General features: G+C 42.1%; 12 protein-coding genes. 10 read left to right on the forward strand and 2 right to left on the reverse strand.

Going from position 1 to position 16,089, the window contains the following annotated elements; all coding sequences use genetic code 11:
- Positions 1-64: 64 nt before the first annotated feature.
- On the reverse strand, positions 65-625 hold the full coding sequence (locus VY86_RS03870; protein WP_046973996.1) for a Panacea domain-containing protein: 561 nt from the start codon (positions 623-625) through the stop codon (positions 65-67).
- A gap of 381 nt (positions 626-1,006) precedes the next feature.
- Between VY86_RS03870 and pyrG the strand changes: the two genes are divergently transcribed.
- The 3 genes from pyrG to VY86_RS03885 all read left to right on the forward strand — a co-directional run bounded on the left by pyrG (position 1,007) and on the right by VY86_RS03885 (position 5,718).
- Positions 1,007-2,644, forward strand: coding sequence for a glutamine hydrolyzing CTP synthase (pyrG, locus tag VY86_RS03875; protein ID WP_021323106.1), 1,638 nt, complete (start codon positions 1,007-1,009; stop codon positions 2,642-2,644).
- Positions 2,645-2,715: 71 nt separating this feature from the next.
- Positions 2,716-4,017: a phosphopyruvate hydratase gene (eno, locus tag VY86_RS03880; protein ID WP_046973997.1), complete on the forward strand. Its 1,302-nt coding sequence runs from the start codon at positions 2,716-2,718 to the stop codon at positions 4,015-4,017.
- Positions 4,018-4,332: 315 nt separating this feature from the next.
- Entirely contained in the window at positions 4,333-5,718 is a 1,386-nt protein-coding gene (locus VY86_RS03885; RefSeq protein WP_046973998.1) for an SLC13 family permease, read from the forward strand.
- 94 nt (positions 5,719-5,812) lie between these two features.
- Here VY86_RS03885 and VY86_RS03890 read toward each other — a convergent pair whose 3' ends face one another.
- A complete protein-coding gene (locus tag VY86_RS03890) occupies positions 5,813-6,919 on the reverse strand; it encodes an MFS transporter (RefSeq protein WP_228940403.1) in 1,107 nt (368 codons plus the stop codon).
- 449 nt (positions 6,920-7,368) lie between these two features.
- Between VY86_RS03890 and VY86_RS03895 the strand changes: the two genes are divergently transcribed.
- The 7 genes from VY86_RS03895 to cas6e all read left to right on the forward strand — a co-directional run bounded on the left by VY86_RS03895 (position 7,369) and on the right by cas6e (position 15,642).
- Positions 7,369-7,752, forward strand: coding sequence for a hypothetical protein (locus VY86_RS03895; protein WP_193386966.1), 384 nt, complete (start codon positions 7,369-7,371; stop codon positions 7,750-7,752).
- Positions 7,753-8,255: 503 nt separating this feature from the next.
- Positions 8,256-10,973: a CRISPR-associated helicase/endonuclease Cas3 gene (locus tag VY86_RS03900; RefSeq protein ID WP_046974001.1), complete on the forward strand. Its 2,718-nt coding sequence runs from the start codon at positions 8,256-8,258 to the stop codon at positions 10,971-10,973.
- A gap of 14 nt (positions 10,974-10,987) precedes the next feature.
- Positions 10,988-12,589 (forward strand): type I-E CRISPR-associated protein Cse1/CasA, encoded by a 1,602-nt coding sequence (gene casA / locus VY86_RS03905; protein WP_046974002.1) that lies wholly within the window; start codon positions 10,988-10,990, stop codon positions 12,587-12,589.
- Positions 12,589-13,170, forward strand: a complete 582-nt coding sequence (gene casB / locus VY86_RS03910; protein ID WP_046974003.1) for a type I-E CRISPR-associated protein Cse2/CasB — start codon at positions 12,589-12,591, stop codon at positions 13,168-13,170. Before casA ends, casB begins: the two co-directional genes overlap by 1 nt.
- A 19-nt stretch (positions 13,171-13,189) precedes the next feature.
- Entirely contained in the window at positions 13,190-14,224 is a 1,035-nt protein-coding gene (gene cas7e, locus VY86_RS03915; protein WP_046974004.1) for a type I-E CRISPR-associated protein Cas7/Cse4/CasC, read from the forward strand.
- A 10-nt stretch (positions 14,225-14,234) separates the two neighbouring features.
- Entirely contained in the window at positions 14,235-14,981 is a 747-nt protein-coding gene (gene cas5e / locus VY86_RS03920) for a type I-E CRISPR-associated protein Cas5/CasD (protein WP_046974005.1), read from the forward strand.
- A complete protein-coding gene (gene cas6e, locus VY86_RS03925; protein WP_046974006.1) occupies positions 14,968-15,642 on the forward strand; it encodes a type I-E CRISPR-associated protein Cas6/Cse3/CasE in 675 nt (224 codons plus the stop codon). Before cas5e ends, cas6e begins: the two co-directional genes overlap by 14 nt.
- Positions 15,643-16,089 lie beyond the last annotated feature (447 nt).

A 16,089-nucleotide genomic window follows, 5' to 3' on the forward strand; every position in this document is an offset into this window, starting at 1 on the left:
TGACAGGTGAGAAACGGTTTTTCTTAACTGCTGTTTTATCCTTTCCTTAAAATCCCATCCGACATCACCGTAACCCTTGAAGAAAACAGTCCAGTTGTTGCCTTTCTATTAACTCTCGCGCCAATTTCTCAGCAACTTCAGGTGATTTACCTACAGCAATAAAAATAGAGCTCGGTGAAATAGGATAAGAACTGCCTCCCGGATCCTGCCACTCAGTACAATGTTTATGGGTATACTCCACAATATCAAAGCGGCTCATGTGACCGAACTGTCTCCAAATGGCATCCAGAACCCCTAATTCAGCATCAGAAAGAGATTCAAAATCATCCCTTGTTACATTTTTCCGTCTGAGTGAAATTTCATAATTCTTTTCACTTTTAATCCACGCCCCCCATCCAAATTCATCACTGGCGTAATCTCCAGTGATTAAATTCAAGGTTTGCGATAAAACCGGCCCCTTAGGCATAGATACCATTCGATCACCAGTGATAGGGTAGCCATAGTTATTCATAGACACCCTGTCTGCCAGATAAAGCAACTTCATAAGTTTCAGATATGCCATGCGCCCGCCGCGCTTATGCAGCAGATAGGCAGCCATTTGAGCTACTTTTTCTTCGCAAAACATAGAAACCTCCAAGACTTTTTCGAAATACCAAATTGGTAATTTACACATAAAGTGTACCCATAAATGTGCAACCTTGGCAATATTAATTATAATAAAATCAATTGGTTAAATACAATATGGCTGATATGTAAAGAATTAAAGATTTAAAAATTCTTTATCTTTAGGCAATAAAATCGTTTGACATTGAGAAGAGACAATAACGATTGGCTTCATGAAAAATGAAGTTTGTGTATGTATTCATGTCTGGATTGAAAATGCTGTGAGGGGGAAAAAATACCTTTTATTGCGTGCAGATTATTTGTAGCGCATTTAAGGTTCGGGTATACTGCTTTCCCGTCCTGTTATATCCATCATCTTTAAACCTAAACTTTCAGGTTCAGCATGAAAACTAATTATATTTTTGTGACCGGCGGGGTCGTATCCTCTCTGGGTAAAGGCATTGCCGCAGCCTCTTTGGCCGCTATACTCGAAGCCCGTGGACTCAATGTCACTATTATGAAACTGGATCCGTACATCAACGTCGATCCGGGGACGATGAGCCCAATCCAGCATGGGGAAGTTTTCGTTACTGAAGACGGCGCTGAAACTGATCTCGATTTAGGTCACTATGAGCGTTTCATCCGCACTAAAATGACTCGCCGTAATAATTTCACCACTGGTCGGGTTTATTCCGAAGTTTTGCGTAAAGAGCGTCGTGGCGACTATCTGGGAGCGACCGTTCAGGTTATTCCTCACATCACCAATGAAATTAAAGACCGCATCATCAGCGGTGGTGAAGGTCATGATGTGGTGCTGGTGGAAGTCGGTGGTACTGTCGGTGATATCGAATCATTGCCATTCCTTGAAGCGATTCGTCAAATGGCAGTAGAAGTTGGCCGTGAGCACACATTATATCTGCACCTGACTCTTGTTCCTTACCTGGCAGCGGCTGGGGAAGTAAAAACCAAGCCAACTCAGCATTCAGTAAAAGAGCTGCTTTCTATCGGTATTCAGCCGGATATTCTGATTTGTCGTTCAGATCGCGTCATTCCTGCTAATGAGCGGGCAAAAATTGCCCTTTTCTGTAATGTGCCGGAGAAAGCGGTTATCTCCCTGAAAGATGTTGATTCCATTTATAAAATTCCAGGGCTATTGAAATCTCAGGGTTTAGATGATTATATTTGTAAACGATTCAGCCTTGATTGCCCGGAAGCGAATTTGTCCGAATGGGAACAGGTCATTTACGAAGAAGCGAATCCTTCTGGTGAAATCACTATTGGCATGGTGGGTAAGTATATTGAACTGCCTGATGCATACAAATCTGTGATTGAAGCGTTGAAGCACGGCGGATTGAAAAATCGTCTGACGGTTAACATTAAGCTGATTGATTCCCAGGATATTGAAACCCGTGGCGTTGAATTACTGAAGGGGTTGGATGCGATTCTGGTTCCTGGTGGTTTCGGTGGTCGTGGTGTGGAAGGAAAAATCATGACAGCCCGCTATGCCCGTGAAAATAAAATCCCTTATCTGGGGATCTGTCTCGGTATGCAGGTGGCATTGATTGAGTTCTCACGCCATGTTGCGGGCCTGGAAAAAGCCAGCTCAACAGAATTCGAACCTGATTGCCGGTTCCCGGTTGTCGGCCTAATCACCGAATGGCGTGATGAGGACGGTAATTTAGAAGTGCGTAGCGAAGAGAGTGATCTCGGTGGAACGATGCGTGTGGGTGGTCAGCCATGCCACCTGACAAAAGACAGCCTGGTACGTACCTTGTATGGGGCAGATACAATTGTTGAACGCCATCGGCATCGTTATGAAGTTAATAATTTGTTGTTGAAACGTATTGAAGATGCCGGTCTGCGGGTAGCAGGTCGTTCAGTAGACAATAAATTAGTGGAAATTATTGAGATTCCAGACCATCCTTGGTTCGTGGCTTGTCAGTTCCACCCAGAATTTACTTCCACTCCTCGTGATGGCCATCCGCTGTTTGCCGGTTTTGTTAAAGCAGCCGGTAAATACCAGAAAGGCCAGCTCAAATAAGATGTGCAGTAAGTGGCGGGATGAGTGTTCCGTCATTTACCTGAAATGTAACTTGTACTGAGGAAAACCTAATGTCCAAAATCGTTAAAGTGATCGGTCGTGAAATCATTGACTCCCGTGGTAACCCAACCGTAGAAGCAGAAGTGCATCTGGAAGGGGGCTTTGTTGGTTTAGCGGCTGCGCCATCTGGTGCATCTACCGGCTCCCGCGAAGCGTTGGAACTGCGTGACGGTGACAAATCCCGTTTTATGGGTAAAGGTGTACTGAAAGCTGTTGATGCAGTAAATGGACCCATTGCCCAGGCAGTTATCGGTCAGGATGCTAAAGATCAGGCTAACATCGATAGAATCATGATCACCCTGGATGGTACTGAAAACAAATCTAAATTCGGTGCTAACGCGATTCTGGCGGTTTCTTTGGCTAACGCTAAAGCAGCGGCAGCGGCGAAAGGTATGCCATTGTACGAGCACATTGCTGAATTGAATGGCACGCCAGGTAAATTCTCTATGCCGTTGCCGATGATGAACATTATCAATGGTGGTGAACACGCGGATAACAACGTTGATATCCAGGAATTTATGATTCAGCCGATTGGCGCCAAAACGCTGAAAGAAGCGGTTCGTATCGGTTCTGAAGTGTTCCACAACCTGGCTAAAGTTCTGAAAGCGAAAGGGATGAGTACTGCCGTTGGTGATGAAGGTGGTTATGCGCCTAACCTGGAATCCAACGCTGCTGCATTGGCTGCGATCAAAGAAGCGGTAGAACAGGCAGGCTATGTTTTGGGTAGAGATATCACTCTGGCGATGGATTGTGCCGCTTCTGAATTCTACAACTCAGAAACAGGTAACTATGAACTAAAAGGTGAAGGTAAGACTTTCACTTCTCAGGAATTCACTCATTACCTGGAAGATTTGACCAGAAAATACCCAATCGTATCTATCGAAGATGGCTTGAATGAATCTGACTGGGACGGTTTCGCTTACCAGACTAAAGTGTTGGGTGAGAAAATTCAGTTGGTTGGTGACGACCTGTTCGTTACCAATACTAAAATCCTGAAAGAAGGTATTGAGAAAGGTATCGCTAACTCCATTCTGATTAAATTCAACCAGATCGGTTCTCTAACGGAAACTCTGGCAGCGATCAAAATGGCAAAAGATGCTGGTTACACCGCGGTAATCTCTCATCGTTCCGGTGAAACTGAAGATGCGACCATTGCTGATTTGGCAGTAGGTACAGCAGCAGGTCAGATCAAAACCGGTTCTATGAGCCGTTCTGATCGCGTTGCTAAATACAACCAACTGATCCGTATTGAAGAAGCTTTGGGTAACCGTGCTCCTTTCTATGGTCTGAAAGAAGTAAAAGGCCAAGCTTAATCGGTAATCAAAGCTAGAAATTACTGATATTAACAGGAGGGGTAAAACTCTCCTGTTTTTTTATGCCTGCAAGCTTGCATAAAATGCAGCGACCTCCTATACCTAAAAAGACGTAAATAGTGTGATATAAAAACAAAAAATTGTATAAAATACCGTCTTTTATGATTTAATTGGTCAATTCCAACGTCTTAGATCCCAAAATTCAAAGAACTGCGTTTTCTTCCCAGAAAAGACTCCTTATATTCACACGCCTTGTATTTTTTTAACAATTGTAGCAATGGTGGATAAGATATCACCGGCGCTAATGGAGTCACCATGGATGCTTCTGAATCTTTAACCCCAGCCATTAAGTCAAATTTCTCAAATAAAAAAGGCTTAATCATTCTGGCTGCTGATATTGTATTGCTGTTTATTCTGCTCAATGTCCTGCCGTTTGATGAAAAAGCTAATGCGGGTTTGTCACTGATGGTATTTGTTGGCGTGCTGTGGCTTACTGAAGCTATTCACGTCACTATTACTGCGTTATGTATTCCATTTTTGGCGGTTGGCATGGGATTGATGAATACAGGAGACGCATTGAAATCTTTTGCTAATCCTATCATCTTCCTGTTTTTTGGCGGTTTTGCACTGGCAACGGCATTGCATATACAAGGATTGGATCGACTGATTGCTAATCGTCTGCTGATGATTGCCCGTGGACGTTTTTCTATCGCTGTAATGTTGCTGTTTGGTGTTACTGCCGGTCTTTCTATGTGGATCAGCAATACAGCGACCGCCGCGATGATGTTGCCATTGGTATTGGGTATTTTGTCTAATCTGGATGTACGCACTGAGCGTCATACTTTTGTATTTGTATTGTTGGGGGTTGCTTACAGTGCAAGTATTGGTGGTTTAGGTACGCTGGTTGGTAGCCCGCCGAATGCGATTGCTGCCGCTCAACTGGGTATCGATTTTTTCAATTGGATGAAATTTGGTATTCCACTGGTTGTTATTCTGATGCCAATGATGATCGGCTTAATGTATCTGATGCTGCGTCCGAATTTGAATCATAAATTCGACATGAAGCTGGAAGAACTGGATTGGACAGGTAAGCGTCTGATTACCATGCTGATTTTTCTGTCAGCTGTGTTCTGCTGGATCTTTAGCTCTGTGATTAGTTCTGCTTTGGGTGGCGTGAAAGATCTGGATACCATTATTGCAATTGGTGCTGCTATTTTGATTGGTATAACCGGTGTAGCGAGTTGGTCCCAAATTCAGAATAACACCGAATGGGGTGTGTTGATGTTGTTCGGTGGTGGTCTGACGTTAAGCGCCATTCTGAAAAACTCAGGCGCCAGTGAGATCATGGCAAACGGTATGGCTGCTACTTTCGGTGCAAGCCACTGGTTTGTGATTATTGTTGCGGTGGCAGCGTTTATCATTTTCTTGACTGAATTCACCAGTAATACAGCAAGTGCAGCTCTGCTGGTACCAGTATTTGCAACGGTTGCGGAAGCATTGGGTATGCCGGTAATGACTCTGACACTGATTATCGGTTTCGGTGCCTCTTGTGCCTTCATGTTACCGGTGGCAACACCGCCTAACGCCATTGTTTTCGGCTCCGGTTATATCAAACAGGTTGAAATGGTGAGAGTCGGTATGGTTCTGAATATTGCCTGTATCGCTATCATTTCGTTGTTTGCCTGGTTCTTCTGGCTATAACTGAAAATTTAATTGATGTCCTCTGAGCGCGACAACGAATAATATTCCCCACCTAATGTATTGGGTGGGGAAATAAAGCCAGAGGGCAAGGCATTTATATCGAAGAGCTTGCTGAACTTTTGGAACGAGTCAGCCAGAAATCTAATATTGTCAATGTAAGACCGATAACCAATCCCACCGATAACACCATCATGGCTGCGGGGGGACCTCCCTTTGCCAGTCCTATCATTGCTAACGGTACCAAGCTCAAAATGCCCAGATTATTAAACGTTTCTGCAAAGGCTAGAACCATACCTTTATTAGCGCTTGCTCTTGTCACCAAAACCACTGTACTTGAAGGTGCTCCAGCACCAAGCGCGATTCCCCAAAATATCAAACACCCCAATGAGCCGAAGAGCGTAATTGGAACGAGCATGAAAACTGAGATCACACCAGTTAGTAGCAGACTGACAACGACTAAAATCGCTTCTTCTCGACCGCAAAGTTTGCGAAGCCCACCAGATGAGATATTCCCTATTCCCAGACCGACGCCAAAGGCTATAACGGTCAAGCCGATTTCGGTTGGACCAAATCCGTACTGTTGACGTAAAACTTCTCCCGACAGAAGAAAAGCAGAGACACCGGCACCATTCCAGGCCCCTTTTGCAATGAGTGGCCTGACAACCGACCATTGCCGAAACCAGACTAATTGCCGGTTTATAAGTTCTTTTGACGCCATTTGCATCGGAAGACAGTAAAACCCTGCGATAAATGTGACGGTGCAGCCAAGCGAGCTAAATAAAAAGGGTGCTTGCCAACTAATGAGGTCAGTAAGTATTCCCGCTAAGGCTGGACCAAATGCAATACCGAAAGTCATGCCAAGCATAACAACTCCCATTGCTCCAGCCTGGCGGTTATAAGGAACAATATCGGCGATCAAGGCAAATACTGTCGGTATGATGACCGCTGATGCTATACCGCCAAAAATCCGCAGTGCGATTGCGATTTCAAGAGTGGGTGCAAGAATGATAGCGAGACCATCTACGGCGAAAAACAATAAGGAACCCAGAAGCAATCTGCTCCGATTAACACGATCTGAAAAATATCCGAGTACCGGGGCTGCCAGAGCATAGGAAAATGCATAACCAGACACTAGCCAGGATGCTCCGACGGTAGTCGTTCCGAAGGCTGCTGCCAGAGGGGTAAGCATAGACGATAACATGAATTCGGTCGCGCCGACGAAGAATACGGTGACTGAAAGGATAAATAAAAACGTATAGTTTGTATTTTGCCCTAAAGTTGATGGATATTGAGTTTTGCTGTTCATAAAGTCAATGCGACTCCGTATTGTAGATAGATATTTCGTATATTTCTTGCGATAAAGCGTGATGAACCGGTAACGCGGAAAAGCTGTTGTGAGAGCAATACTATTGATCCATTTCTATAATATGGCTTGGGTGTTCGTACTTACTCTTAGATAAATATCCTTAAATATATTCAACGAGCATTATTAGCTTACGAGAATATTAACAATGTGGGTACAAAATATGACTCTATCCATTTGAAATAGTTAAATTATTTTGAATTGCGCCATATTCTTACTGAAATTTGTCATTTACTATGAGTTCAATTACTAATATTCATAAGACCTTGTGTGCTGCATCACAGCCTATGTCTGTTTCGGATTTATTAGCGGAGCATCCTTCTATTCCCAGAAGGACTATCCAGCGTTGGCTAGGACAGCTTGTTGAAGATGGGAAAGTACACGCTTTAGGAGAAGGACGGGGTCGTCGCTATGTTATTTCTGAGCGAGAAACATTAAAGCAGGTAACAGAAAGATCCGGCGATTTCCCGAGCTATATTCCATTGTCTGAAGATAGTAAGGATGTTCTCCGTTATATTGATCAACCTATGAAAGCCAGGGTGCCAGTTGGTTATCAACGAGAATTTCTGGAATCGTATAAACCCAATGTAACTCATTATCTGTCAGTTCCAATTCGTAATCAGCTTTGGAGAATGGGAGGGAAAACACAGATAATCTTTTCGTTAACTTAATTAAATTAGTCGTTCGTCTGTGAAAATATTTATATTAATCATTCTATTAAGTTGTTTTTATTCGTAAATTAGCCCCTTCACTATGTTATCGCATCAGGATTTAAGCTTGTACCGCTAAAGACTGAATGCGATTCGCGTATGATTGTATTGACATCGCTAAACACCCATCAGTATTTTCATCTCAACTTGGTCAGACATTAATATATGCAGGGTTGCCAGCGTAAATGAATCCTTGATGAAACGGTACAAATCTTTCACCTAGTTATCTTTATTTATCAAATGGATGGATAAAGTTAGTCACGTTATCAAGTTGTTCCTTGCAATACGATGTCGCTTTAATTCTGGTTTGTGCTTAACAAAGATGAACTTGAAGTTTATCTGTTTAAATAAGGCATCTTTATACGGGATTATCCTAAAAAAACAGAAAGTAGTATTTTTTTGATCTAAATTTTCGCATTATGTTCTAAAAGTAGGCAAAAGAAATGTTTAAGTAAGGATTTTAAATGGAAATACCAATTTATTTTCAATATTGGGGTAAGGCGAAGCGAACATCAGAAGCTGAAAGTACAAATTATCATCTACTTCCTTATCATTGCTTGGATGTCGCGGCTGTCGGCATGCAGTTACTTTCTTTAGAAAGATCGCTGATTAAAGATCTCACTAATTTTTTAGCGTTATCGACAAAGCAGTTACAAGGTATTGTCTCTTTTGTACTGACGTTGCATGATATTGGTAAATTTGCATCTGCTTTTCAAAAATTATTTTCCAGTCAGTCAGTCGGTCTGTATCAACCTTATTGCTGTAAAGGCTATGATGGACGTTATTTTTGTCATGACCGTATGGGGCTGTATTTTTGGGAAAATATCAAACCGAAGTTGCTTAAAAAGCTGATTAATATTGAGGATATTAAACGGAGAGAACAGCAAGAGATTTTCGATACCTTAATGGTGCTGATGGACTGTGTATTAGGACATCATGGTCAGCCAATAGATAAAACAGACTATAAAGCTATCGAATATTTTACTGAACCTCATAATCTCAATGCCGCCACACTCTTTGTTCACCATTTAATTGAATTACTCCAACCTGAGTTTCCTATTGAAAAATTACAATCCAAAGAATGGCGACGGCGATTAGAGCAAGTGAGCTGGCAGTTTGCTGGTATTGCGATATTGGCGGATTGGATTGGTTCTGATAATCGCTATTTTGTATATCAATCTGAACCTATGCCATTAGCAGATTATTGGCAACATGCTAAAGCCATGGCAAAAAAAGCGGTGATGGCGACAGATTTAGGCAAGGTGCCGAGAGTAAAGCCATTTATTTCTATTCAGGACTATTACGGTTTTGCTGCGACGCCATTGCAGAAGTGGGCTGAATCAATACCTGTAGATGATTCTCCTCAACTCTTTATTTTAGAAGATGTTACCGGGGCAGGAAAAACAGAGGCGGCATTAGCGCTAACACATCGTTTAATGCGAAGAAAAGCAGCCGATGGTTTTTATTTCGGTTTGCCTGACATGACGTCTTCCAACGCAATGTTTCACCGGATTGCTGAATATTATCAGCAAATGCTATCAACAGACGATGGCAATAAACCAGGTATTATTTTGTCTCATGGTGCACGAGAGATGAATGCTCAATTTCATGAAGCCATTCTGGCGTTAGGTCACCCAGACAGAAGTTATGGTGAAACAGATATCACCACTTCAGCACAATGCAATCAATGGCTGGCGGATCCACGCAAGAAAGCATTGTTAGCGCCTGTTGGAATAGGCGCTATTGATCAGGCTTTATTAGCTGTATTGCCCAGACGTTATCAGGCCCTGAGATTATTTGGGCTTAATCGTAAGGTATTAATTGTTGATGAAGTTTATGCTGCTGATGAATTTATGTTTAATTTATTGGAAAATTTATTAGCTCTGCATCTCTATCAAGGTGGTTCAGCTATTTTGCTGACAGCGACACTGACCCTGAAACAGCGTCAACGTTTAACGGATATTTGGTTGAACGCCGGTGGATTGAGCTCACAATTATTACAAAAAACGGATTTTCCTTTAGCGACAAAAATAAGCTTGAATGCCATATCGCCCGTTATTGAACAACCGTTATCAAGTCGAAAAGATGTTAGCCGGGAAGTCAAGGTTGATTTCTTAAATAGCTTTGTCTGTTGTGTTGAAAAAGTATTGGCTGCGATTGTACAAGGGCAATGTGTCGTTTGGATCCGAAATACAGTAGACGATGCTATTGAGGCTTATCAGACGCTGCAAAGCTTGCTCACTGAACCTGAACGTTGTCTGTTATTTCATAGCCGGTTTGTATTGCAACACCGGAAAGAAATTGAAAATCATATAATGACTATTTTTGGTAAAAATAGTCATAGTGAGATACGCCGCGGTAAAGCGTTAATTGCTACACCCGTATTCCAGCAAAGTTTGGATGCTGATGCCGATGTGATGATTTCAGATATTTGTCCTATTGATGATCTGATTCAGCGAGCAGGGCGTTTGCAACGTCATACTCGTGATAGTGATGGCATTTATCAAAATGGAATTAAAGATTCACGTTCTGCGCCAATACTCTTTATCCATGCGCCTGATTGGAAGGAGCAACCCGAATCAGATTGGTTAAGCCATAATTTCCGTAGCACACAATATGTTTATCGTTCGCCTGCACGTTTGTGGTTAAGCATGCGTGTATTGAGAAAACTGGGTGCAATACGTATGCCTGCGGAAACCCGTGAGTTAATTGATGCGGTTTATGGTCATGCTTATGAGCAAGCGCCTGAAAAGTTAAAGCGCCAGGAAAATGTATTAATTGATGAGGAACGAAGTCAGGAAGCCAAAGCGAAGTCTTATTGGTTGCAGTGGCAGTTATATGGTTATTGTGATCGAAGTGCTGATAATTGGTATGAAGACGATGCCGATATTCATACCCGCTACAGTGATATTGAAACCGTTGAGGTGTTATTACTGAAAAAGACTGATTCAGGACAACTTGTACCCTGGGTAAATTCCGCCGAATTTTCAGTGTCATTGAGTACGGTTACATTATCTAAAAATAAGTATGCGGATAAATTAGCGCCAATTCCAAGGAAATTAATTCCCGCTCTCAATGCATTACAACAGAGATATCACCAAATTAGATACTTGCAACCTTGGTTGCCAGAACAGGACCCAAACTTTACTTATTCTTCAACAATGGGCTTTCGTGAAAAATAAAAGCAGGAGGTGTTATGAACTTAGTTCAGGACCCGTGGTTGCCTTTCCGATTACGTGATGGTAGTGAAAAAGTACTGTCCATTAATGCGATATGTGACCATGATGTTATGGACTTTGCTTTACCGAGAGCTGATTTTCAGGGAGCGGCTTGTCAATTCGCTATTGGCTTATTGCAAACTGTTTTTGCGCCGGAAGATCAATATCAATGGCATTCCCTGTATAAAACATCGCCTGACAAGAAAACATTACAACAAGCTTTTGCCAAAGCTGAACATGCTTTCAATATTACCGGTACAGGGCCCCTTTTTATGCAGGATTTTGATCCTCTGCAAAAGGTAAAATCAACCACTGTCGCTGGACTGTTAATTGAAGCACCAGGAGCCAATGGCTTAAGGCTGAATACTGATCATTTCATTAAACGTGGCATTGGTGATGTAATGTCTCTTGAAATGGCCGCTTTGGCGCTTTTTACCTTACAAATTAACGCGCCATCAGGTGGTGTGGGACATCGGGTCGGGTTGCGGGGGGGAGGGCCATTAACCACGTTAGTGCTGCTGGGCCAGGCTGATGCGACACTATGGCAAAAACTATGGTTAAACGTCATTAACCGAAATGAATGGCGTTATTCAGAACCTGATTTAACCAGTGCTCAGGTTTTTCCCTGGTTAGCGCCAACAAAAGCAAGTGTTAAGGAAGGGACGGAAATTTATTTTTCAGATGTTCATCCCTTGCATATGTATTGGGCAATGCCAAGACGTATACGTCTTGTGGTGGAAGAGAAGGAACAGGTTTGTAAAATTTCAGGCAAGCGCTCTGCATTAACTGTTTCTGAATATCGCACACAGAATTATGGTGGCAATTATTCAGGTAATTGGTTTCACCCATTAACACCCTATAAATGGGACTCAAAAGCAACGGAACATTTATCTGTTAAAGGCCAGCCGGGAGGCGTGACCTACAAAATTTGGGATACTTTGGTATTTAGCAGTCATGAAAGAGGGCAAATCTGTGCACCGGTAGTGAGCCATTTTTATTCTTTATGTCGTGATTTTGCTGAACTTCAAAGTACCATGCCTTATTTGTGGGTGTTTGGCTACGATATGGATAATATGAAAGCACGTTGCTGGTATTCCGTTATCATGCCGCTGTTTTTTATCTTACCTGAACAGCAGGAAGATATTCTGTGCCAAGTTAAAGATCTACAAAAGCTGGCAACTACTATAATTTGGTTATGCCGAAACCAAATAAAAGCTGCCTGGTTTGAAAAGCCCGCAGAGGTAAAAGGAGACACTTCTTTTATTGACCTTGCTTTTTGGCAACAAAGCGAATCGTTATTTTTTTCAGTGATTCATCAAATTATCGACAATGCACGTTCGAATGATCCTTTCCTTACCCCGGAACAGGCCAAACATTGGCTCAATACCTTGCGTCATCTCTGTCTGGATTTATTTGATGAACATGCTGCTTTATCTGAACTTGGTAATGAGCGTTCAATGGCGAAACGTATAAGAGCGCGTCAGCACTTAATCATGGGGTTATATGGGCAAAAAGCTTTAAGAGAGATCAAAACATTTATTACCAATAATCATATTAATTCTGGCAAAGAGGAGGTGTAATGGACAGTAAAACTGAAATTATATTATTGCGTTGGTGGCAAAGTATATCTCTGTCACCAAAACAGTTAAAAGAGAAAGATATTATTCCGTCTCCTTCTACGTATAAAGCCCAGTTAAAGCGCTGTGAAAATGTTGAGATGGCGATGTTAACTGAAGGTTTTCGGGCTTTATGGCTCAGTTTACCTGACGAAATTAGCTTATCCGATAATCCGATAAAAATAGAATATTGGGCCACGATGGCGGCGGTATTAGTTTATGTCAGAAACAATAATGGTATTAAATTGGCAGTAGCGGCGGGTAAGAAAGGAGGGGGGAATAAACCGATTGTCAGTGAATTGCGTTTTTCACAATTACAAAATGCGAAAACACCGAACGAGTTATTACATCGATTACGTCGGATCCTACAGCAAGTAAAAGGCAATATTTCTGTTCTGGCTTTAGCTCAGGATATTGAGGAATGGTTTGCTGAATATGGACAATTACGACCCTGTAAAGCAGATAAGCGTATCAATGTAAAGTGGGTGATGGATTATTACTGTGCCGCCAGTAGTAAATGGGTTGATTTATCAGATTCTTATTAATGAATTTAGGAGAATGACTATGAGTCAGTTTATTCAATTACACCTATTAACCTCCTATGCACCATCCAATCTTAATCGTGATGATTTAGGCCGACCTAAAACAGCGAAAATGGGTGGTTTTGAACGTTTACGTGTGAGTTCTCAAAGTTTGAAACGCCACTGGCGTACCTCTGAATTATTTGAGCAAGCGTTATCGGAGAATATTGGTATTCGCACAAAGCGCTTCGGTATCAAGGTATTTGAAGCTTTGATCAGTGCCGGCGTGAAAGAGAAATCAGCTAAAGCATTGGCTGCAAATATTGCCGGTGTTTTTGGCAAAACTAAAAAAGATGCTTTAGAGACTGAACAATTGGCACATATCAGCCCGGCAGAGCAGCGGTCTGTCATGTCGCTGGTCGCTGTACTGGCAGAAGAAGGCCGGGCGCCAACATCGGAAGAGCTTAATTTGTTAAAAGCTGAACAAACCGCTGTAGATATTGCGTTGTTTGGTCGAATGTTAGCTTCAAGCCCTGCATTTAACGTCGAAGCCGCTTGCCAGGTTGCTCATGCGATTAGTGTGCACAGTGTTGTCGTTGAAGATGATTATTTTACGGCAGTAGATGATTTAAATGATGGTAAAGAAGACACGGGTTCGGCCCATATCGGGGAATCGGGTTTTGCGGCAGCGTTGTTCTACAGTTATATCTGCATTAATAAAACGCAATTAATAGAGAATTTGGATGGTAATAAAGCGCTTGCTAATAAAGCAATTAAAGCATTGACAGAAGCGGCGGTGAAAATCTCACCGACGGGTAAACAAAGTAGTTTTGCTTCCCGTGCTTATGCCAATTTTGCCCTCGCTGAAAAAGGCGAACAACAACCACGTTCTTTATCTGTCGCATTTTTAAAACCGATTCATGACAGTGACCAAGGCCCATCGGCAATTCGAGCATTAGAAAGCCAAATGCACAATATTGATCAGGTTTACGGTGCATGTGCCGATGCCCGCTATAAATTCAATACATTCACAGGGGAAGGAAGTTTGACAGAGCTGCTTGAATTTATTGCACAGTAATGGGGGCAGAATGAAAGCATATTTAGTCTTTCGATTATATGGCCCGATGGCAAGTTGGGGTCAACCTGCGGTTGGCGGGGAAAGGCCAACGGAATCATATCCTAGCCGATCTGCGATTTTGGGGTTATTAGGGGCCGCATTAGGCATTCGACGAGATAATGAGTCTGAATTAGCAAAATTACAAAAAAGTGTGTTGATTGCAATTAAGCAAATTGTTCCCAGTTCTTTAATGCGTGATTACCATACGACGCAGGTACCAACGCACGAGAATAATGTAATTCACCAGAGCCGTAAAAGCGAATTAAGTTCAGATAAACTGAATACCATATTATCTAATCGTGACTATCGCTGTGATGGTATTTGGATCGTTGCCATTGCATTAACCCGGCGAGCTGCTTTTACGCTAGAACAATTACGGGATGCTTTACTTAAACCGGTATTTATCCTGCATCTTGGACGTAAATCTTGTCCACCTGCTTTACCTCTCTGCCCTACATTAACAGGGAGATCGACATTAAAATCGGCGTTGGATACCTCTTTTCCACCACTGATTCATTCTGATAAGGAAGATAAGTTATGGCTGGGAGCAAATGGTCTTGTTACTTATTTTTGGGAAGGAAAAAAAGATGAAATTATCGCTTCAAATATTTTAATAAGCCATCCTTGGGATGAGCCGATCAACCGAGGACGTTGGCAATTCAGGCAACGTACTATGTATCAACTTTCTGTCGAGGAGGGTGTTAATGTATTTGTCTAAAATTACACTTCGGCAATCAGGCCAGACTGCAAACATATTGGCGAAGCTTGGCGCGAATGGAGTTTATACCTCTCATCAATTGCTATGGAAATTGTTTACGGAAGACGTACAGCGTCAATTTCTATTCCGGCAAGAAATCGGAATAATGGGATTACCTGTATTCTATGCTTTATCTAAAACATCACCCCAAACGCAGTCACCGTTATTTGATGTTGAAACGAAATCATTTTACCCTCTATTGCGCGAGGGACAGCGTTTAGCTTTCAAATTACGTGTTAATCCAACAATCTGTGTTACCGATCCTTCTGGAAAACGCCGGCGTCATGATGTCTTAATGCATGCCAAGTTTCAGGCAAGACGGCAAGGTGAAACTGAACAGGGAAAAATAAAGACCCTGATGGAAGATGCTGCCCGTAATTGGCTCCTGGATAATCGTCGTATGCAGCAATGGGGTATTCAGTTTGATGATTTACTGAATATTGAAGGTTATACTCAGCATCGAAGCGTAAAAAGGAAGGGACAAAAAATCCAATTCTCCAGTGTCGATTTCCAGGGACTTCTGACGATTACCAATGGTGATTTATTCTTGGCACAATATACAAAAGGTTTTGGTCGATCTAAAGCTATGGGATGCGGATTGATGTTAATCAGAACAGTATAATGGCACTGACTTCATTTAAATTTATTTCTGTTGGGGATCGTAATATAATCGCCTTCAGGGTATTGATTGTTGAAGATGGCTTATTTGTGTTATTAGATGTTCGCGTTATGTTTTGAAAGCAGAGTAAAAGGCGAGATTACTAACTAATGTATTCGTACCGCGATATTCTATTGCGTTGGGTGCAGTCACTACTCTAAAAAGTATTGATAAAATAATTACTGTGTTCCTCACATCTGTGGGGATAAACCCGAATTTTGGTAGGCATTTGAACCAGGAACAATATGTTTCCTTTGCTTCATCGGATAAAACGCTATAATTAACCAATAAGAGGCCGTGTTGGTGAATGTTCCTTGTGCCTACGGGGATGAACCAAACTCGATAAATCTTATCAATGAGCGAATTTACATGTTCCCTGTACTGACGGGGATAAACCGCGTCATGAGTGAT

The organism is Photorhabdus thracensis (assembly GCF_001010285.1).
Classification (GTDB): Bacteria; Pseudomonadota; Gammaproteobacteria; order Enterobacterales; family Enterobacteriaceae; genus Photorhabdus; species Photorhabdus temperata.